This is a genomic window from Pleomorphochaeta sp. DL1XJH-081 (assembly GCF_049310885.1).
GTDB lineage: Bacteria > Spirochaetota > Spirochaetia > Sphaerochaetales > Sphaerochaetaceae > CAYZJV01.
Window position 1 is genome coordinate 17,115 of sequence record NZ_JBMDYO010000003.1, and the last position, 21,959, is coordinate 39,073.

The window sequence follows — 21,959 nt, forward strand, 5'->3', positions numbered from 1 at the left end:
CATTTGGAAATTAATCCATAAACCAAGTTTTATCATTCGCTCCAGATACAACCGAGGAGAGATAATCCCAGACAACATCTTTTGGAGGTTTGGCCAATACGGTCAATCTCTGTTTCTTTACTGGATGAAGGAATGAGATACTTCTAGCATGTAAATGGATACCACCGTCTTCATTCGATCGCTGAGCCCCATATTTGAGATCACCTTTTATATGGCTCCCCATCGCAGCCAACTGAGCCCGTATTTGGTGATGTCTTCCTGTAAGTAGTCCGATTTCTAAAAGGTAAAACGACTTCGAAGCAGCTACTACCTTATACGTCATGCGAGCCTCTTGGCTATTATTACGCTTCTGGACAGAAGCAAAAGTCTTATTCTTCTTTGTATCTCGGGTGACATGATGGACCACCAGCCCCTCATCCTGTGTTGGAAGCTTGTCCACTACAGCCCAGTAGGTCTTTTGGACCTCATCAGCAGAGCGGAACATAGAATTCATGCGCACAAGGGCTTTTTCTGTCTTGGCATAGACAACCACACCACTGGTGGGCCGATCGATACGATGGGGAATTCCTAAAAAGATATTTCCTGGCTTATTGTAGGTTTCTCGAAGGTAGTCCTTCACCGTATCGGCAAGTGTCGCATCCCCGGTCTTGTCCCCTTGGACAAGTTCCCCTGGCATTTTATTGATTATAATTAAATGGTTGTCTTCAAATAGAATTCTTGGTGCAAGACTATGCATTGCTGTTCTCCTCATCCGGTTCATCATCAAAGGGGTCTATATCCTTAAAGAGTGAGGGTTCATCACCATCTTCAGCTTTCGGATCCTGTTCATACTTTATCCGTATGGTTTGGGCCTCTTTGGTGCTTAACCGCACTCCATTTGCTTTAATCCCTTTTACGAGGAATCGGGAAAAATAGGTTCGATCTTCCAGATTTCTATACCCTTTCCCCTTTTTAAAGGTGATAGTAATCCTAGCATCCTCCAATGCGGAGAGGGTATAGAGCTTGTAATTTCCTTCCGGAAGAAGCTCATATGTCCTGTTCAAGATAAATTGTGTAATCTTACATCGCTTTATAAAGAGATATTTCAATGATTTCTCTTGATAGATGATAGTGAAAACGGTTTTCTCCAGCTCTTCCTTATCAGCGATAATACAGTATCGCATCCCTTTCCCCACAAACAGCTTTTCAGGAGCGTCTGTGACAAAATAGGTTCCCTCTTTCTGGATTATTAAAATCCTATCAAAGGGAGAGACCAAACATTGGACCGTACCACTTTTTAAACCGTACCCGAGATAACCGGTACTGCTATCATATCTCAAAGACAGATCCCTGTTGGCAACCTCTTTCGCATCCACCTTCTTGAAGGATCCTATTACAGTTCTCCGCTCTCGAGTCTTTGGATCCGAAAGTTTTCTCATCTCCGCAAGATACGCCAGAGCATAGTCGACTAGGTGCTCCAGATGGAAAGTAATCTCCTCAAGCCGAGCATTAATTTCCTCAATTTCGTGCCGATTTTTCTCAATATCGAAAAGACTGATCCTTCGGATAGGAATCTTAAGAAGACGTTCAACATCATCTACCGTAACTGATCCAGATATCTGATCAGAAAATGGTTTGAAACCACTGATTACAGCCTTTTCAATCTCTTCTTGGGATCGCTTCTGTTCAATCTTTTTATAGATACGCTCTTCAACAAAAATTCGCTCCAAAGTCCGAGCATGGAGACGATCGAGAAGATGTCCTTTCTCCATTTCCAGTTCCCGCTGAAGGACCTCTACAAGATACTTCGCATGATATTGGATCATCTCGGAGACTGGCATGATTCGAGGGATACCCTCACAAATGACCAAGGGATTGACCGAGATGGATTGTTCACATGCCGTAAAAGCATATAAAGCATCTACCACGTCATCTGAGTAGGTATTCCGTGCAAGTACAATTTCAATATTCACCTGGTCGGTAGTGTAATCGTTTATGCTGGCAATCTTAATCTTTCCCTTCTTTGCCGCATCCTCTACCGACTTGATCATTTTTTCAGTGGTAACACCAAAAGGTAACTCCTCTATCACGATCCTTTTTGCATCCTTGGTATTGAGTTTTGCCCGAACTAAGACTTTCCCATTGCCCTCATCATATGACGAAACATCCATGAGTCCGCCTGTTATAAAATCGGGGAACAATTCAAAACTCTCTCCCTTGAGCACAGATCCGATAGCATCAATTACCTCTATCAGATTATGGGGGAGGATTCTCGTGGACATTCCGACAGCAATACCCTCCGCACCTTGAATAAGCACTACAGGTAATTTAGCCGGAAACGTAAGAGGTTCCTTGTTTCTCCCATCATACGAATCCACGAACTCAGTCAACTCGGGATTGTATAGGACTTTTTTTGCAAAGGGTAAAATTCGGCACTCGATATAACGGGATGCAGCTGCCGGGTCTCCGGTCATCACATTGCCAAAGTTACCCTGCCTATCGATGAACAGAGCCATATTCGCCAAGTTCACTAATGCGTCGCCAATTGAAGCATCGCCGTGAGGATGATATTTCATACAGTGACCAACGACATTGGCAACTTTGTGGAATTTACCGTCATCCATCTCGAATAATGAATGAAGGATCCTTCTTTGAACGGGTTTTAATCCATCTATGATATCGGGTATTGCCCTATCCTTGATAACGTAAGAGGCATACTCGAGAAAATTGACTTTGAATACTGATTCAGCGTGTGCCATTAAATGAGATTCTCCATGATAAATTCACGACGGTCGGGAGTATTATCTCCCATATAAAACTTCATAGTCAGATGCATTTCCCGTGAAGAAGCTATCGAGACGGGAATGAGACGCATCTGATCCCCTATAAACTGTCGGAACTCGGAAGGATTGATTTCTCCCAAACCTTTAAATCGTGTGATTTCAGCTCCTCGAATACTTTGGACAGCAACATCCCGTTCCCTTTCGCTATAACAGTAAACGGTCTCTTGCTTATTCCTGACACGGAATAACGGAGTTTCTAAAATGAATAGACGTCCAGCCAACACCAGATCCTCAAAATAGGTTAAGAAATAGGTCATCAGAAGATTCCTGATATGGAAACCATCGGTATCTGCATCGGTTGCGATTATCACCTTTCCATATCGCAACCCATCGACACCGTTTTCGACTCCAAGTGCAATCATGAGATTATACAGTTCTTCATTCTTATATATTTCGGTCCGTTTCTTATCGAACACATTCAATACTTTACCCCGAAGACTGAAAATAGCCTGGGTATGCACATCCCGGACACTAACCATTGAGCCCGAAGCGGAATCGCCTTCGGTGAGAAAGATCATGGTCTTCTCACCCTTCTCGCCATTTTGATTGAGATGATATTTACAATCTTTGAGTTTGGGGATATTTATGGAAACCTTCTTGGCAGCATCCCTGGCGGCGCCCTTTACTGCCGCCAACTCTTTCCGTAATTTTTCATTGCTTGCAATCTTATCCGATAACTTGGTGGCATCATCAGGATTCTTCATGAGAAAGTCGACGATTGCTTCCCTCACCTCTTGGGCAATCCAGGTTCGTACCTCAGTATTCCCCAATTTGTTCTTTGTCTGGCTTTCGAAGACAGGATCCTGCAATTTGATGGAAATTGCTCCCGTTAGCCCGTCTCGGACATCGGGGGCAGTATAGGATTTCTTATAGAACTCGTTTATTCCTTTCAGGATTCCTTCCTTGAAGGCCCATAAGTGTGTTCCCCCATCACTGGTATGTTGTCCATTCACGTAGGAAAAATAGTTCTCTCCGTAATTCTGGGTGTGGGTAAAGGCAAACTCCAATTTATCAGAACGGTGGTGGATGATCGTATACATCCCATCAACACCCACTTGCTTATCCAATAAATCGAGCAACCCACGTTTACTTGAAAAAATCTTCTTATTGTAATCGATGGAGAGGCCCATATTCAAATAGGCATAGTTCCAAAGGCGTTCCTCTATAAACTCATCATTGAATTTATAGTTACCGAAAATGTCGGGATCGTGATCTGGGATGAACTCGATCAACGTTCCATTAGGCTCCTCGCTTTTACCCTTCTTACTACTCACCAATTCTCCTTTGGCGAAAAGAGCTTCAAACGTTACACCATCCCGATAGGAGACTACTCTAAAATGGGAGGACAATGCATTGACAGCTTTCGTACCAACACCATTCAATCCAACAGAAAACTGGAACACTTCATTGTTGAATTTTCCTCCGGTATTAATGATAGATACACAATCGATAACCTTACCTAATGGAATTCCTCGTCCAAAGTCACGGATGGACACCTTATCATCATCCAGTCGAATGGTGATCCGGGCTCCATAGTCCATAATAAATTCATCGACACTATTGTCTATGACCTCTTTCAGCAACACATATATGCCATCTTCAAAATGGGATCCGTCTCCTAGTCTTCCGATATACATTCCTGGACGTAGACGGATATGCTCAAGAGCACTTAGAGTCTGTATTTTGCTCTCATCATAGGCCATTGGACCTGCTGGAGATTTTTTCTTTGCCATGGGTATTCAGTATATACGCTTTATCGCTACTTGGAAAGTCTAGTGATCATCTTTGGTTTTCGGAAAGAAACTCAATAAGTGCAAAATTCGTCTTTTCAGGATGGGTTTCCATTGGAATATGAGCTGAACCTCCAATCACATAGAGACGCATGTGGGGCAAGTATTTCCCAATGACCCTCGATTTTTCCAATGGCACAATTGTGTCGAGTTCCCCCCAGATTCCAGATACCGGTATATCCAAAGTTCCCACCACTGAAAGTGGAATCGATTCAGAGGTCTTGGCAAAATTGGTCAAGCTTCGTGCTGTCCCAGAAATCTCAAGAGGGACCAAGTATGCAGAGACCTCCTTCGAAGTAGGAACACGTCCATATGCTTCTTCTAGTATTTTTGTGACACGCTCCTCGGTCAGCAAGGAACGTTCCAAATAAATTTGTGTCCATCGTGCAAAGGGAGGGAAATTGACCAAAGTGTTGAGAATAGACTGCCTATCCTCCAAAGCGCCTGCTATGAGAGTGAGACTTGCGCTTCTGTAAGGATCAGCAACAGCCATGGCAGCTACTGTACCCCCACCCATGCTATGACCCACCAGATGCCAAGGCATTGCGGAGAACTCGGAAATTGAGGAATTCCTATCCAGATCAGATAATAGGGACCATAGTAATTTAGCTCTACTAGTTTGACTATGATCGAATTTTTCTGGACGCCCGCTATATCCGAAACCAGGGAGATCTACCGCGACTATTATATATCCCTCTTTTTTCAGTACGTCGATCATACGATCGAAAGAATAAGTTGAGCCGCCCAACCCGTGTACCAATAGGACCTTTCCCTGTGGGTGCGGATCCAAAGGGACTAAAGAACGATAGTGGATCCAAACACCATCGACTAACATGTACTGTGACTCTGCATAGGGTTTGATAGTTGGATGGGAACCTTCGGACTGTGATACGGTGAAAGCATAGGGGAGCAAACAGGAACTGAAGAACAGAAAAGCTACAAACAACAATGCTGATATGAGATAAGATTTCTTTTTAGTCATGCTACTCTTTTCCAAAACTACGCTCCTTCGCCTTCTCAATTCTTTCGACATACCGTTTGATCGCAAACTTCCTCTCCAACCCTTTGTCATTCATATACCGAACATTACCGAATATGGGCCGTTCTACCCACGGCCTATCGTGCTTGCCAAAGCACCATGCTACCCCTGCATAGCCATTTGGATCTCGTCCATCCAACTGAAATCTATTGTTCAAATCCAGAGCAGTAGAGAAAGCCTGTTGGGGAGACGGAGACCACTCGAGAATCTTCTTACCCCAATACATCCGCATATACCCATGCATTGTTCCGAAGTATACCAATTCCTGCTGGGCGGCATTCCAATACGGATCATGCGTCTTTGCCGATAGAAGTTCTCTATAGGTATAGCAGTACTCCCTTGGGTCTACTTCATGTTTGGAAAGACTTTTCTGTGCCCATTCTGGTAAGCCGCTATAGCTATCATAGCGTGGATTGTAGTATACGAAATTGATTGCGAGTTCACGTCTGACGATTAATTCTTCGATAAAATCCGAGACGTCCCCAACAGCCTTACCTACGACCTCGTTATAGATTGATACTGGTGAAATATGTCCAAAGTGGAGGTAGGGGCTAAGACCAGAGTCGTATGGATCAGCAGGATCGTTATGCCGTGAACCATACCCTTCCAAACGATTCTCAATGAAATCGTTCAACTGGTTTTGGGCAGCTGTTTCTCCCCCGCTAATCCAGCTGCATTCGGAAGCTCCTGATGGAATATTAACCGTAGACATGATATGAGGAATATCCGATAACGATAATTCAGGTATATTCAATGCGATATCTGTAGATGATATCTTAATAGCTCGAAGGGGTATGGATGATACAAAATGGGCTATCATCGGTTCAATTTTCCTTCTTAAAGTGGCAGCAGAATACTCCTCTTTGGAAGATGCTGTCTCTACAGGTACCACTACATTCGTCTCTATTTGGACCAAGCTACACGAAACTCTAGCCGCTACCTCTTTTCTCCAGAGTCGTTCCAGCTTCCCATAAGCAAAATCGGTAACCATCATTGCAGCATCTCCAGCCAGACGGAGCGGTCCTTCAATCGGCCCTTCTGGAGATAGCACGAACCGAATGCCCATCTCCTTCAATCGTGTTTCGACATCCGATAACCCTTCCAAAAGAAATCGGTAATGTCGCTTGGTGGCATTCAGGAAATCACCGGTCAACCCAAAACAGACTATCAATGGCTTGTGGAGTGAATTGGCTATTTCGATTGCGTATGAGAGCGCTGGATTTTCCTGGACACGTTGTGCACTCTGCATCCAATAGAGAATATAAGTTCTCTCTCCTATCACTGGCTTACTGTTACGCATTCGTATCCGCTCTTGTGGTACCATATGCCCTCCATACCAAATCCTTTTGGAAAAACAATACCATAGCGGAGGTGGTTTGGCAGCCACATGACAGATATTTCCAGCAATCCTTGTATGTTGTTTTCATAGCTTGCCTTATCCACCGACTTTCTAGTATAGTAGACCCCTATGGAAGATCCTTTACCTAGTACAGACAATTCGGAGCCTGAGAGTACAGGTCCCCAGTGTAGACGACATTGGAGGACTCTATGAGCCTCCATATTGGTGCAATTATCATACTGTTGTTTCTTTCCGCATTTTTCAGCGGATCGGAAACGGCCTATACCTCTCTTTCCTTTTTACAAATTAGAGAACTGGAGACTGATGATCGTCGTTCAAGTCGTCTTGCCGCACGACTTGCTAAAACGCCCGATCTATTATTGACAACCATCCTCATTGGAAACAACATCGTCAATCTTACAGCATCTGCGCTAACCACAACGCTAGCGATCTCAATTTGGGGAAACACTGCCATAAGTATAGCTACGGGAATACTGACATTCCTTATTTTAATTTTTGGGGAAATTACTCCAAAACATCTCTCCATTACCTATAACACAGCAATGGCACGACTCTCCGCCTATCCAATAAAATTCCTAACTATCGTCCTTTACCCCATAATTATGGTCATTCGCTGGCTGAGTTCTCTCATTACACGGATGTTCGCAACAGAAGAGAAAGCATCCCTTTCCCTTGACAGCCTCATGCATGTTGTGGATGTCGCTGAAAATGAAGGAATCGTGGATGAATACGAGACAAGCCTGGTTCAGAGAGTCCTCCATTTCAGTGAAGCACCGGTGAAATCAATCATGACACACAGGACAGAGGTATTCAGTCTCTCGGATTCCATCAGTCTTAGAGAGGCATTCCCCCCGATAATCGCCAGTGGATACTCCAGGATACCTGTTTATCATGAAAGTCCAGAGAATATCACCGGTATATTGCTGGTTCGGGATGCGTTGATCGCAGAGGTGGATGGTAGGCTCGACCAACCGTTATCCGAGTTTACCCATACCCCTATTTTCGTCCCAGAGACTCGTAAAGTTGACTCCATGCTCTTCCAATTTCAGAAAGGAAAACTCCAGATCGCTGTCGTTTTAGATGAATATGGAGGATTGTCGGGAATCGTATCAATGGAAGATATTGTAGAACAGCTTTTTGGTGAAATTTATGATGAACATGAAACCGGAGAATTATTACGGATCAAGTCGGAAGAATCGGGTACATATTTGATCAAAGCCGATACGACCATGCAACAAATCAATGATGAACTGGACCTGGAGATCAAACGTACCGACCTCTCCTGTACTTTGGCAGCTTTCCTGATCGAGCAGTTGGGGACTATCCCTGTCCCTGGAGAAGAGATATCCTTCCCCTACGGAATCTTCACCATTGTTTCCATGAAAGGGAAGAGAATAGAATCGGTTCGTCTCACACCTATCCAACCAGGAGAGGATTATCAACAGAACGACTTCCATTGACACCCTTTGGAGTCGGTTGTATGATGCGCGCATGAGTACGTATCCTTTTAGCGAAATAGAGAAAAAATGGCAGGAATTCTGGGATAAGAACCGAACATTCAAAGTAACTGAAGATCCTTCGGTTCCTATCGAAAAGCGCAAATATGTATTGGACATGTTTCCTTATCCATCGGGAGCAGGCCTCCATGTAGGGCACCCTGAAGGATATACCGCAACTGATATTTATTGCCGGTATCTTCGTATGAATGGGTACAATGTACTACATCCCATGGGTTTTGACTCCTTTGGTCTACCTGCCGAAAACTATGCAATCAAGACAGGGACACACCCAAGGACTACAACTGAAAAGAATATTGAGAATTTCCGAAAACAGATAAAAAGTCTCGGTTTCTGTTATGACTGGGATCGGGAAGTCTCGACCCATACGGAAGAATACTACCGTTGGACCCAATGGATCTTTTTACAACTATACAAGAAAGGCCTAGCCTACGAAGCGGAAACTCCAATAAATTGGTGTCCCAGTTGTCTTACCGGACTTTCCAATGAAGAGGTCAAGGATGGCAAATGCGAACGATGCGGCTCTCTTGTATCAAGAAAGAATATTCGTCAATGGATTCTCAAGATAACAGCCTATGCGGATCGTTTGCTCAACGATCTGGATACTCTTGATTGGTCTGATTCCATAAAGAGCATGCAAAGCAATTGGATTGGTAGGAGCGAAGGCGCCAGTGTCCAATTCAAACTGGAAAAGCTTGGGGATAGCCTAGAAGTCTACACAACAAGAAGTGATACACTTTTCGGCGCTACGTATATGGTCGTCGCCCCTGAACATCCTTTGGTCGAAAAACTGACAACTGAAACACAAAGAGAAGCTGTGGAAGAATACATCCATCAAGCTTCCCATAAATCCGACTTGGAAAGAACCGACTTGGCTAAGGATAAAACGGGCGTATTCAGTGGAAGTTATGCAATTAATCCAGTCAATAAGAAGAAGATACCAATATGGATTGCCGACTATGTATTGGTATCTTATGGAACTGGAGCCATTATGGCTGTTCCTGCACACGATACCCGAGACTGGGAATTCGCCAAAAAATTTGATCTCCCTATCATTGAAGTCCTGAAAAGTGAAGTCAATGTTCAAGAACAGGCTTGGACTGAAGATGGTATCCATGTAAATTCAGGATTCCTCGATGGATTGAACAAAGAGGACGCTATTGAGACGATGAATTCCTGGCTGGAAGAACAGGGTATTGGCAAACGAACCATTAACTATAAGTTACGTGACTGGGTATTCAGCCGTCAGCGTTATTGGGGAGAACCAATCCCATTGGTCCATTGTACCTCTTGTGGTACCGTACCTGTACCGGAGGACCAACTCCCCTTAACTCTTCCCGAAGTTGATTCCTACACACCATCGGGAACAGGTGAGAGTCCATTGGTTACTATTCCCGAATGGGTTGAAACGACATGTCCTTCGTGTGGAGGTCCTGCCAAACGGGAAACTAATACTATGCCACAATGGGCGGGTTCCTGTTGGTACTATCTCAGATATTTGGATCCCCATAATTCAGAAGCTTTAGCATCCAAGGAAGCCATTGATTACTGGATGCCAGTGGATTTGTATGTAGGAGGTGCGGAGCATGCTGTCTTACACCTTCTCTATGCAAGATTCTGGCATAAAGTCCTTTATGACTTGGGAATTGTGAACACTATAGAACCTTTCCAACGACTGGTGAACCAAGGAATGATCACTTCATTCGCCTATCAGCGGGCCGACAAAACTCTCGTGGCGACCGACGAAGTTGAGGAGATAGCACCCGACACATACGTGGAAAAAGCTACGGGAGAAAAACTCGAACGTGTTATCGCCAAAATGTCCAAAAGCTTGAAGAATGTCATCAATCCTGATGAGATCATCAATGATTATGGAGCGGATGCCATGCGGACATACGAGATGTTCATGGGGCCACTCCAAGTTTCAAAGCCATGGGCTACTACAGGACTCTCTGGGGTATATAGATTCCTAGACCGTGTCTGGAGATTGACTGAACGTACAATCTCTGAGGATGCACCCTCCGAATATATGTTGAAGGTTCTTCATAAGACTATCAAGAAGGTTACCAAAGATACCAATAGTCTTGACTTCAATACCGCGATTTCCCAGATGATGATTCTAGTCAATGAATTGTATAAGATTGAGGATTTGCCTCGCTCTATCTGGGAGGCTCTGATTCTCATGTTAGCACCTTATGTCCCTCATTTGGCTGAGGAACTATGGGAAATGGCTGGTCATAAACCCTCAGTCGCTAACCAGAATTGGCCAAAGTATCGTGAAGAGTTGACAATAGATGATGAAGTTGAAATCGTAATCCAAATCAATGGAAAGTTACGGGCAAAGATCCAAACAGCGAAAGGAATCGCGAAAGATGCAATCCTCTCAGAAGCGATGAAGCAGGAGAGGATCATCGAACTTACAGAAGGCAAGACCATCATTAAAACGATTGTTGTTCCTGACAAACTAGTCAATATAGTCGTGAAAGGCTAAATATCCAACATGGAGGCAATGGTTGCCATTGCTTCCATGTTCAACTTTTAATCCTGCTAAGACCTCCCAATGATGTCTCTCGGTATAATGAGGGTAGTGCTTGGCCGGTCTCCATCATAACATCCACAACATCATCGAATGATACTTTATGCCTTCCATCCGATAACAGGGCATAGTTTGCATGATCCAGTGCCCGCATCGCACCAAGTGCATTCCTTTCGATACAAGGGATCTGCACCAATCCCATCATGGGGTCACAGGTTAAACCAAGATGATGTTCCAAGCCCATTTCGGCTGCGTATTCAATCTGATGGATCGAGCCTCCCAAGAGTTGGGCGACGGCACCTGATGCCATCGCGCAGGCAACTCCAACTTCTCCTTGACATCCGACTTCAGCACCAGATATCGATCCATTTGTCTTTACCAAGTTCCCGATAAGACCTGCAGTAAGAAGAGCACGTAGTATCTTTATCTTCGGTAATTTATATTGGTTCCTGATGTAGTAGAGTACCCCTGGAAGAACTCCACACGAACCACAAGTTGGAGCTGTCACGATCTGACCTCCCCCAGCATTCTCCTCAGCTACAGCCAAAGCATAACTGATTGCACGGGAAGAGGTTCCGACAGGACCCGACATATCCTTAGCTTGGGCAAAATATTGGGACGCTTTTCTTGGTAGTTTCAACCCTCCGGGAAGAACTCCCTCCTCATCTAAACCACGCTCTATTGCAGAGACCATGACATTCCAGACTTCTTCTACAAAGGTGAGTATTTCCCTTCCCTCATATTTTACAACCAGCTCCCATAGTTGCATTCCCTCTTTTCTACAGTAGGCAAGGATATGATCCATTTTGCTCAAATATTTGGGGTAGGTTTGTTTTTGGGAAGAGAGGACATCTCCCTCCTCAACCACTTTCCCTCCGCCAACGCTGTAATAGGTCTTTTCACGAACAAGAGAATCGTTTCCATCAAAAGCTTTAAGTGTAAGGGCATTAGGATGATAAGGTTTGAACTGCTCAGGATACCAGTGGATAGTAAGGGCTTTCTCCTTTTGACCGAACACTTCCCTCAAAGTTGTATCTGTAAGGTGCCCTTTTCCTGTAGCAGCAAGACTTCCATAGAGTTCCGCTTCAAAATGGTCAGCATCCGTTTGTTCTGAGAGGAAGCGCTGCGCAGCGTACCTCGGTCCCATCGTATGGCTACTAGAGGGACCATATCCAATCCTGTAAAGCTCTCTTATCGATTCCATGCGCATACTCTATCGATTTCCTTGTGCTATGGGAAGTCTCCATCGTCCTCCAAGAGTTTCTGATAAACAGCATCGGAGATCCTGAGTAGAGCATCTAGTGGCACCAAATGCCAAAAGACCTGTTGCGAATCATCATCTGGTACTACCAATCGGAGCTCTACCTTTGCAGCAAGATTTATATAGCGGAAAATACCTGGTGGAAGCTCCCCAATCCCAGAAACCATCGAAGAGAAAGCATAGAATGAAGTGATCCAGGGAGACTCTGCTATCCAATGTCCACCAATCAGATCAGAGATTTCGATGTGCATCATATTACTTTGTTTCAATGAATCGGAATCCAATCCACCACTCACCAAATCTTTTGCTAGCCGATTCCAATCAATGGCGATTCCACGCGAATCGATATACGAAATTTCCTTGGCGAGTCGATAGAAATTCACTGTCTGAACAGGTTCTGGCCAATTCTGGGCGACTTGGAGTAAGGTTTTTGCCAATAGGCCATCGCGTAGTTCCAATGTAACGGTACTTCCACTACTTTGGGCTTGGTAAGCCCCTCCAAAAGGAATCCCTTGGCCTAAAGGAAAAGCAGCGATAATACATGTGGAAGAGGGAGGAACAAGTAACCGGAAGGTGCGTACTCCAATTGATAGCTGCTGTTGTTCAACTCCATGAAGCCCTTGATAGATGACAGTATACCAAAATCTTCTTCCTGAAGACACTTCCCAAGGATGATCCTCTCCGAGAGAAACTTCGATCCAAAGGTTCTGTTCACAACCTGAGAATAGCAGTAGTGCGGAACATACGATTATACAGCGGAAATAGAGAGATAAACGACTTCTCATACCCAGATAACGTCGCTTACGAGATCAATGCTTCAATTGCTCCAAATAGGAAACTCTCAATCGATAGAAGAATGACTTGAACGACTCACTGGCATAGTCGGCATACGTCCATGGAAAACTTTGGAATTCCTTGTCACTATACATAAGCGTGAGTTCCCCATAAATCCCATTATTCAAAGGAATTCTATGACTTCTATTCTTGGTTGTAGCTAGAATTAAATTCTCTGCGGATAGCATACCTGGATCAAGATTGATCTTCCGATTACCCTCTTTCATGAACAGAACTTCTATCTCATTGGACCGCGTTTTAAACTGTGCCAACATCGCAGGATCGACCAGATTTTTACATACGATGAAAAATCGATCCGGATGAGCTCCCATCTCCCTATCGTAGTATTTGGTATAGTCGAATGGAATCGCTTCGGTCACAAACTCAATCGGACCAAATGTCTCTTCAACAAGAGAAAACAATCGGGAATGGGCTTCAGTATTTACTGACAAGACTCCTATGACCAATTTCACTGGACGGAATGGTCTAGGACTTGCCATGCTAGTTACCTCCTGTCTCCGTGGAAGGTCCCGAGAATCCTGAATGTGGTACAAGCGGCTGTCAATTCTTCGATCGCTTTCGTGAATTGGTCCTCTGGAATCAACTCAGATTCAATGAAGAATGCATATTCCCAAGGCTTGCCCGGGATTGGCCTAGACTCCAATTTTTTCATATTGAGACCATACTTTGAGAGAATCTGGAGAACCTCAAACAAGGATCCCGGTCTGTCATTTACAGAAAAGACCATAGCAATACGATTCACTACCATAGCACTACGGAACACTTCAGCCTGTTCCTCCCTGCAGATGATATAAAACCGGGTAAAGTTGCTGCTGTCGGTTTCCAAACTCTCTTGGAGGATCTCCATGTGATGGTAAGTGGCAGCAATCGAGCTCGCAATCGCGGCACAGGAGCGATCTTTCACTTTGGCGATATGGGCTACGGCTCCAGCTGTATCAAAAAAAGGTACCGCCTCTGCATTAGGCAGTTCCTTCGCCAGGAATTCTGCGCATTGGGCTAATGCTTGTGGATGTGAAAAAACTTGCCGGATTTGGCTAAGTGAGGTTCCTGGAATACCAATCAAATTGTGCCGTATACGGATTTGTTTCTCCCCTACAACGGTCAGATCTGGATGGCTATTGAGTAGGTCGAGGGTCTCGTTTATGGTTCCCCCAAGCGTATTTTCGACAGGAAGCATTCCATAGGCGGCTTCACCCGCCGACACAGCCTCGAATGCGTCTGAAAAGCTCCTACAGGGAACAGTCTCTGCAGTCTCATCAAAAATAAAACGAATCGCCTGTTCACTGTATGCACCAGGTTCTCCCTGGAATGCGATTCTCAGGGGAGAATCCTTTTGTGTTGGAACACTCTTTGAAGGCTTTTCTCCAATAATGATTTGTGACCTCGGAATGCGTTCCAACGATTTACCGACTACCGGGCAAAGAGCTTGGATATCATGCATCAACTTATCGAATTGCTGTGGATACAATGACTGTGGACCATCCGAGAAGGCTTTATCAGGATTATTGTGGACCTCGACAATCAAACCACTTGCTCCTGCAGCAACAATAGCGAGAGACATGGGCGCAACCATATCCCTCAGTCCTGTTGCATGACTTGGATCGGCGACTACTGGCAGATGAGTCAATTTTTGCACAACTGGAATTGCACTGATATCCAGCGTATTCCTAGTTGCCCTCTCATAGGTTCTAATTCCACGTTCACAGAGAATAATCTGGTCAGTTCCAGAAGCCATCAAATATTCGGCTGCCATGAGCCATTCTTCAATGGTTGCAGAAAGACCTCTCTTTAGCAATACTGGTCGACCAGTGCTACCGACCTCCTTGAGCAATTCGAAATTCTGCATATTCCGAGCGCCAATTTGGAACATATCGATGTAATCCAACATCATCGTAACGTCCCTCGGACTGACAACCTCTGTAGTAACCGGCATATCATAGGCATCGCCGGCTTCCCGTAGATATCGCAAACCCTCTTCTCCCAAACCTTGGAATGCATAGGGACTTGTTCTTGGTTTGAAAGCTCCTCCACGAAGAATAACAGCACCGGCATCTCGTACCTGGGAGGCTATCTCCATAATCTGTTGTCGGCTTTCCACTGCACAAGGCCCAGCCATCATCACAATGCGCTGTCCCCCGATCTTAACCTTTCCGACTTGTACGATTGTATCGCTCTTCTTAAGTTCTCTGGAAGCCAATTTGAATGGTTTGGAAATAGGAATTACATCGGCTACTCCTTCGAGTAATGAAACTTCCCTAATATCGATCCGATTGGTCCCCACTGCACCGAGGACAGTCTCTTCCTGACCTATGATTTCCTTAACTTTGAAGCCTCGGCCTTTCAGGAAATCCTTTATAGAACTCTTTTGAGCATCGCTTATGTGTTGTTTGAGAATAATGATCATGGTAGAAGAAACCTAAATCTTTTACCATTTGCTGTCAAGGTTCAACTATTGAGTAGTTGTCCATATCACTTGGATTTGGCTATGATAGCTTACATCCGCGGGAGGAGCTTTAGGAAATGGATTGGGATGATATTTTTACAAGAATGAAGATGAGTATACGTAGTTCTGATGAAGATCTCCCCTCGGTTTCAACGATTGCACAAGAAAATCATAATCCCTTTAGAGTGCTCATTTCCACAATAATCTCATTACGTACTAAGGATGAAGTCACCATAGCGGCTTCAAGAAGGCTCTTTAAAATTGCCGATACTCCTCAAAAAATGATCCATATCCCTAAAGAGGTCGTTGAAAGAGCAATATATCCTGCTGGCTTCTACCGTGTAAAGGCGGAAAACATACTGGCTATTTCGCAAATCTTGATACAAAAATTTTGTGGAGAAGTCCCTTCTAGACGGGATACCTTATTATCTCTTCCGGGAGTAGGGGTGAAGACAGCGAATCTTACCTTAAATCTAGGATTCGGTATCGATGCAATTTGTGTTGATACGCATGTCCACCGGATCTCCAACCGAATGGGATGGATAGAGACTAAAACACCTGAACAATCGGAATTGGCTTTGGAGAAAATTATGCCTCGCCATTATTGGATACCTCTTAATGAACTTTTAGTCACTTTTGGGCAACGAATATGCAAACCGATCTCACCACTCTGTTCTCAGTGTCCTGTTGTAGATGTATGCCAAAAGAAGGGAGTGAAAACGTCCCGATAGACGTGATCATCCAAGGTCGAATGTTGCTTCGACAATCTTTGCTATAGGTTCAGCTCTCCCTTGTGTATAGAAATGTACCCCTGGAACCTTCGCTTTTATCAACTCAGTTACCTGATCGATACAATAATCAATCCCAATTCTTCGGACCTGAGCAGCTGAGGAACTCTCCTCAATAGCCTTTACCAGTGATACAGGTAGATCGACACGAAAGGTCTGGGGCAACAGGTCGATATCACTTTTCCTTTGGATAGGTTTAATTCCAGGAATAATAGGAACAGTAATTCCCGCATTCCTACACTGTTCGACAAAAGAGAAGAACCTTTCATTTATGAAAAACATTTGTGTAACGATATAATCGGCACCAGCATCGACCTTCTTCTTCAACATTGCGATATCATGTTCCAAATTTGGAGCTTCAGCATGTTTTTCCGGATATCCCGCTATACCTATACAAAAGGAGGTAGGAGCAGGATCACGCAATGTGGGATCCAGGTATTCTCCGCGATTTGTAGCCGCAATCTGCGCAACCATACCATCCGTATGGTCATACCCACCTTTAGCGGCTATGAATCGACGTTCCCCATGTGGAGGATCTCCACGTAAAGCAAGCACATTCTCTATCCCCAGAAAGTTCAATTCAACCAATTGGTCTTCCAGTTGCTCTTTCGTTTGTCCTCCACAAATAAGGTGAGGCACTACTGGAATGCCATATCTGTGCTGAATTGCGGCTGCAAGTCCTACGGTTCCAGGTCGCTTTCGGGTAGTCCTGCGTTCCATCAGTCCATCGGGTCTCTCTATGTAAACTACTTCCATCTGATGGTTTGTTATATTGATATAGGCAGGATGGTAAGGAATTAATGTTTCGATCGCTGCGTTCAAAGCCTCCATAGTATGGCCTTTCAAAGGAGGAAGAAGCTCGAAAGTAAAGAGTGGTCCTTTTGCTTGTGAAATAATATCTGTAACTTTCATCTCGGCTCCTTCATCCCTGCTCTGCATCAATTCGCATGGTCTGTTCCAATTCTTCTACAGTTCTACCCGTTTTTCCAGCATATTCGGAAAGCTGGTCTTTACCAATAGCTCCAAGAGAGAAATAGGAGCTACCTTCTCCTGCAAAATAAAATCCGCAGACAGAGGCAGCAGGCTTCATGGCGAAACCCTCGGTTAATTCTACACCAATACGCTCCGTTGCTTCCAGAAGGGAAAATACCTGTTTTTTCTGTATATGATCAGGTGCTGAGGGGTAGCCGATTGCAGGTCGAATTACTGTTGCATCTCCTAGCTTCCACCATGAGGAGGAAAGTCTATCCTCAAGATATTCACTGAAAGCTTCCGCAAGACGATCAGCAATCATCGATATCAGGAGAGCTTGGTACTCCTCCCCCTGAATCCTGAAAGATTCGACCAAAGATTCGACTCCAAGACCTGCAGTCGCAACAAACATACCTATAGTATCAGGTTGGGAAGGGTGTATATAGTCAGCTAAGGATCGGCAATATCCATCTCTGCCAGGAGTTTGCATGCGTAAGAACTCGAAAGTTTGGGAAAAATTTCCAGTAGTTACTTCAATCGATCGGTCTCCCACCCTCTTTGCGGAAAAGATTCCAACCACTGCTTTGAAAGCTCTGGAAAAGACAGAAGTCACTCGACTAGAAGCTAACAACTGTTCTGCATCTAATCGCAATTTTTGAGCCTCCTCCGATTTGGGAGGAACTCGCCAACCTGATGCAATCATATTCCATCGTATTCGCCTTACCAAATCTCCAAGCGAAATATCTCCTACAGTATAGACACCATGACAAGATGGCATAGGAGCGGGATGCTTCTTCAAATACCGGTGTTCAATCGCTCGAGGCAATACCCAAATCCCACTACCATGGGATTTGCTATTCAATTCCCGGACTTTCGCATATCGACCCTCAATTTCCTTAATGAAACCCTCTCTTCCAGCAGAGACCAGCTTGAGTGCAACAGCAACGGCATTCGATGCATCTGTGGAATGGAATACTCGAGATCCATAACATGGTGATAATTTTAGTGCGGTATGTTCTTCGCTTGTAGTCGCTCCTCCCACCATGATAGGTATCTGTAGACCAGATTGGTCAAACAGTTTGCAAATGTTGGCCATCTCTGAGAGCGATGGCGTGATCAGACCGCTTAACCCTACAATATCGGCAGAGTACTTTTTGGCTGCATCAAGGATATCCTTAGCAGGAACCATAACACCCAAATCGATTACCTCGAAGTTATTACATTTGAGTACGAGAGAAACAATATTTTTCCCGATATCATGGACATCTCCCTTTACCGTAGCAAGAACTATGGTCCCGCTACTACGGCTTGCCTTGGTGTTCAAAAGATCCAATCGAGGTTGTAAGATGTCCACTGCTTGTTTCATGACACGCGCCGACCGGACAACTTGGGGTAGAAACAATTTTCCTTCTCCAAACAGTTTCCCTACATAGGCCATACCATCCATCAGGGGTCCTTCAATCACGGAGACCGGGTCAGAATTCATTGTTTCCGCCAAATCCTGTTTCAAATAGGAATCTTCTCCAATCAGCAGAGCATGGGAAAGTCGTTCACCGACGGAGAATGATCGCCATTCTTTCCGTTCCTGTTCCTTCCCCTTGGATTCAATCTTGCCATCCCATTCAAAAGGAGTCATTGCAAGTTGGACCAATGCATCGCGAGCATTTTTAGGGTTGTCTTCGTCTGCCAAAATTGCTCGCCTTATTACCGAAGCGGCTTGGGATGGGATTCGCTTGGAATCCATGAGAGTAGAAGGATTAATAATTGCCATAGAAAGACCCGATTCAATCGCGTAGTCCAAAAAAATGGAATGGATAGCTTCTCTTAGGGTATTGTTTCCCCGGAAAGAGAAAGAAAGGTTGCTAATCCCACCACTAATGGAAACCGCTGGATAATGGGACTTTATCCACTTCACCGCCCGTATGAAATCATTAGCATATCTATCATGTCCATCGATCCCTGTTGCTATCGCCAATACATTCGGATCGAAGATAATCGAACCAGGGCGGCAGATTCCGGAGTCGACTAATAGGTGATATGCCCTATCCGCTACCTGGCATTTACGTTCAAAAGTATCAGCCTGACCCTCTTCATCAAAGAGCATGACGACCATGGCTGCACCCATCTTCTGAATATATCGCGCCCTTTCCAAAAATAAAGCATTGCCCTCTTTTAGACTGATAGAATTTACGATGGCACGACCTTGAACCTCTTTCAAGCCTGCGACCACAACCTCCCAATTCGATGAATCGATCATAAAGGGAACACGAGAGATTTCGGGTTCCGCTGCAGCTAGTCTAAGGAATGTGACCATGGATTCCACCGGATCGATGAGAGCATCGTCCATACAGATGTCAATTACCGTTGCTCCTTGCCCAATCTGACTCTTGGCAATGCTCAATGCTTGATCGTAGCGTTTCTCTTTGATAAGTCGAGCAAATTTTCGAGAACCGGCTACATTAGTTCTCTCTCCTACCGCTATGAAACGGTCATGAATATCCTTTCTCAGCGGTTCCAGCCCACAAACTCCAAGTCGTTCTTGGACTGGAGGAATTCTTCGTGGTTTGACACCACGAGCAGCCCTAGCCATCTCAATTATATGTTGTTCTGTGGTTCCACAACATCCACCAAGAATGTTCAAGTGCCCGGCTTCCAACTCTGGCATCAACAGATGCGCCATATCGCGGGGTGTCTGCCGATAGTTACCCTCATTATCAGGAAACCCTGCATTTGGATGAGCGCTGATTCTGAATGGAGAAATCTCAGAGAGCCGTTGTAGCAGAGGAATCATCTCTTGAGGTCCTGTTGAACAATTGATTCCAAGCGAAAATAGTGGGTAGGGAGATAAGGTATCCACCAAAGCCTCAAGAGTTTGTCCCGACAAAGTCCGAGCACTCTTATCACTGAAGGTAGCTGAAACCATGAGAGGAATATCTTTTCCCTGTTCCTCCATGATTTCCAATGCAGCTACGACTGCTGCCTTTGCCACTAAAGTATCAAATACCGTCTCGATCAATAGCAGATCTACCCCACCGTCGACCAAAGCACTCATCTGCTGTTTGTACATAAACACAAAATCATCGAATGACACATCACGGTAGGAGGGGTCATCGACAGATGGAGAGAATGAGAGCGATTTACCAGTCGGCCCTACTACTCCTGCTATGAATACATATCTGGAGGGCTCCTGTGTTTCGATGATCTCCGCTGCAGCTTTAGCGATTTCAACAGCGGCAAGGTTGATATCGTAAACATGGTCTGAGAAACCGTACTCTGCCAAAGAGAAGGCATTGGCGCCGAACGTATTGGTTTCTATGATATCTGCACCTGCATTGATGTATGAGAGATGTATATCTAAGATTTCGTCACTACGGGTAAGGTTAAGTAGTTCATTACAACCATATGCTGGACCGATATTCTCAAAAGTAACATCATCATCGGTCAGTGGGATTTTTTGAATTTTTGTTCCCATCGCACCGTCAAGTACGAGAACTTTTTTTTCGGCCAGCTCGACCAGGTATTCAATGCGGGTCATGCATTTCCCCCAAGAAGACGATTTGGGGCAGTGTATCAGTTGAAATCTGTATGCTCAAGAGTAAGCACCGGCACTAGTTGATAGGAAGGAACTTCATAGGGATGTGCAGAGAGAAGAGCCGATACAACTGCAGATATTACCGATTCGTCAACAGTCATTTCAACACGGTATTCGTCTACCCTCTCGATTTCACCAACTGAACCGATATACGGGGAAGAACCTTCCATAGGGAGGAATTGGCCAGTGCCAATAACCTGCCAACAACATTTTTCATAATTTCCCATTGTTCCGGCTCCTGCGGCGAATACCGCCTCCTTGACCTGTTCCACATGGGATACAGGGACATGAAAGACAAGCATATACATACCTTCCCCCTTCTCTTGCTCCGTACGTAATAAAAAACTATGATGATGAAATCATGATACGTCTCATCGTCTTTCTTGGCAACAAAGGAAAAACTTACCATAGGACCCGACATAATAGTGGTTGGTTATTTCTTGAATCTCTACCGGAAATCCCTCCAGCGATCAATTGGCAAGAGAAATTCCATGGATTATGGACCAAGACAGAAATCGCTAACACAAGAATTTACCTCGTAAAACCTATGACCTATATGAATGAGAGCGGTATATGTGTTGGGGCGATGGCGAAATACTTTTCCATCAAGCCAGAAGAAATTCTCGTAGTCCATGATGATTTGGAACTCCCGTTTGCCACAACTCGCATACAAGTCGGAGGGGGCATGGCTGGACATAACGGTCTCAGATCTATAAAGACTGCAATCGGTTCAAAAGACTTCATACGATTGAGGATTGGTATAGGACGTCCCCAAAGGGGAGACGTCACCTCATATGTACTGGGTAAATTCTCACCCATGGAGGATGCTGAACTTCCTCTGATATTCGATCGAAATCACGAAATTTTACGTAATTGGATCGCAGGGGGATGCAAAATCGGGGATTTACCTCTTTTCTTCACTCTAGGTGAATAAGGGATTTCTGTTGACGTCAACGACTCTGAAGGCGATACTGGAATAGTAGA

At 44.7% G+C, this 21,959-nt stretch carries 16 protein-coding genes; 4 read left to right on the forward strand and 12 right to left on the reverse strand.

Features of this window, described 5'->3' with window-relative positions:
* Positions 1 to 10 precede the first annotated feature (10 nt).
* The 5 genes from ACODJP_RS06655 to ACODJP_RS06675 are packed head-to-tail and all read right to left on the reverse strand — an operon-like array spanning position 11 to position 6,975.
* Positions 11 to 736, reverse strand: a complete 726-nt coding sequence (locus ACODJP_RS06655; RefSeq protein ID WP_422479791.1) for an RluA family pseudouridine synthase — start codon at positions 734 to 736, stop codon at positions 11 to 13.
* Complete coding sequence (locus tag ACODJP_RS06660; RefSeq protein ID WP_422479793.1) at positions 729 to 2,738, reverse strand: DNA topoisomerase IV subunit A; 2,010 nt, start codon at positions 2,736 to 2,738, stop codon at positions 729 to 731. Before ACODJP_RS06660 ends, ACODJP_RS06655 begins: the two co-directional genes overlap by 8 nt.
* On the reverse strand, positions 2,738 to 4,555 hold the full coding sequence (locus ACODJP_RS06665; RefSeq protein WP_422479795.1) for a DNA topoisomerase IV subunit B: 1,818 nt from the start codon (positions 4,553 to 4,555) through the stop codon (positions 2,738 to 2,740). The genes ACODJP_RS06660 and ACODJP_RS06665 overlap by 1 nt, the downstream gene beginning before the upstream one ends.
* Before the next feature lie 46 nt (positions 4,556 to 4,601).
* A complete protein-coding gene (locus ACODJP_RS06670) occupies positions 4,602 to 5,594 on the reverse strand; it encodes an alpha/beta fold hydrolase (protein ID WP_422479797.1) in 993 nt (330 codons plus the stop codon).
* 1 nt (position 5,595) lies between these two features.
* Positions 5,596 to 6,975, reverse strand: a complete 1,380-nt coding sequence (locus ACODJP_RS06675; protein ID WP_422479799.1) for a deoxyribodipyrimidine photo-lyase — start codon at positions 6,973 to 6,975, stop codon at positions 5,596 to 5,598.
* A 224-nt stretch (positions 6,976 to 7,199) separates the two neighbouring features.
* Here ACODJP_RS06675 and ACODJP_RS06680 point away from each other — a divergent pair, with 224 nt between their 5' ends.
* Together ACODJP_RS06680 and leuS are read left to right on the forward strand one after the other, a co-directional pair.
* Positions 7,200 to 8,471, forward strand: coding sequence for a hemolysin family protein (locus ACODJP_RS06680; RefSeq protein ID WP_422479801.1), 1,272 nt, complete (start codon positions 7,200 to 7,202; stop codon positions 8,469 to 8,471).
* Between the two features lie 31 nt (positions 8,472 to 8,502).
* Positions 8,503 to 11,019 carry a leucine--tRNA ligase gene (gene leuS, locus ACODJP_RS06685; RefSeq protein WP_422479803.1) on the forward strand — a complete coding sequence of 839 codons (2,517 nt, stop codon included), beginning with the start codon at positions 8,503 to 8,505 and terminating at the stop codon, positions 11,017 to 11,019.
* Between the two features lie 40 nt (positions 11,020 to 11,059).
* On the opposite strand, the gene ACODJP_RS06690 is transcribed toward leuS, so the two are convergent.
* From ACODJP_RS06690 to aroF, 4 genes are read right to left on the reverse strand one after another with little or no spacing between them, the layout of a single operon-like run.
* On the reverse strand, positions 11,060 to 12,268 hold the full coding sequence (locus tag ACODJP_RS06690) for an L-serine ammonia-lyase (RefSeq protein WP_422479805.1): 1,209 nt from the start codon (positions 12,266 to 12,268) through the stop codon (positions 11,060 to 11,062).
* A 26-nt stretch (positions 12,269 to 12,294) separates the two neighbouring features.
* On the reverse strand, positions 12,295 to 13,110 hold the full coding sequence (locus tag ACODJP_RS06695; RefSeq protein WP_422479807.1) for a hypothetical protein: 816 nt from the start codon (positions 13,108 to 13,110) through the stop codon (positions 12,295 to 12,297).
* A gap of 24 nt (positions 13,111 to 13,134) precedes the next feature.
* Positions 13,135 to 13,659, reverse strand: coding sequence for a DUF4416 family protein (locus ACODJP_RS06700; protein ID WP_422479809.1), 525 nt, complete (start codon positions 13,657 to 13,659; stop codon positions 13,135 to 13,137).
* Positions 13,660 to 13,664: 5 nt separating this feature from the next.
* Complete coding sequence (aroF, locus tag ACODJP_RS06705; protein ID WP_422479811.1) at positions 13,665 to 15,584, reverse strand: 3-deoxy-7-phosphoheptulonate synthase; 1,920 nt, start codon at positions 15,582 to 15,584, stop codon at positions 13,665 to 13,667.
* Between the two features lie 116 nt (positions 15,585 to 15,700).
* On the opposite strand from aroF, the gene ACODJP_RS06710 reads away from it, so the two are divergent.
* A complete protein-coding gene (locus ACODJP_RS06710) occupies positions 15,701 to 16,354 on the forward strand; it encodes an endonuclease III domain-containing protein (protein ID WP_422479813.1) in 654 nt (217 codons plus the stop codon).
* A 6-nt stretch (positions 16,355 to 16,360) separates the two neighbouring features.
* Here ACODJP_RS06710 and ACODJP_RS06715 read toward each other — a convergent pair whose 3' ends face one another.
* From ACODJP_RS06715 to ACODJP_RS06725, 3 genes are read right to left on the reverse strand one after another with little or no spacing between them, the layout of a single operon-like run.
* Complete coding sequence (locus ACODJP_RS06715; protein WP_422479815.1) at positions 16,361 to 17,323, reverse strand: methylenetetrahydrofolate reductase; 963 nt, start codon at positions 17,321 to 17,323, stop codon at positions 16,361 to 16,363.
* Between the two features lie 10 nt (positions 17,324 to 17,333).
* The gene (gene metH, locus ACODJP_RS06720) at positions 17,334 to 20,918 is read right to left on the reverse strand and encodes a methionine synthase (protein ID WP_422479817.1); all 3,585 of its coding nucleotides are present in this window, start codon (positions 20,916 to 20,918) and stop codon (positions 17,334 to 17,336) included.
* Between the two features lie 35 nt (positions 20,919 to 20,953).
* Positions 20,954 to 21,283, reverse strand: coding sequence for an NGG1p interacting factor NIF3 (locus tag ACODJP_RS06725; protein ID WP_422479819.1), 330 nt, complete (start codon positions 21,281 to 21,283; stop codon positions 20,954 to 20,956).
* Between the two features lie 53 nt (positions 21,284 to 21,336).
* Here ACODJP_RS06725 and pth point away from each other — a divergent pair, with 53 nt between their 5' ends.
* Positions 21,337 to 21,909: an aminoacyl-tRNA hydrolase gene (gene pth, locus ACODJP_RS06730; RefSeq protein WP_422479821.1), complete on the forward strand. Its 573-nt coding sequence runs from the start codon at positions 21,337 to 21,339 to the stop codon at positions 21,907 to 21,909.
* Positions 21,910 to 21,959 lie beyond the last annotated feature (50 nt).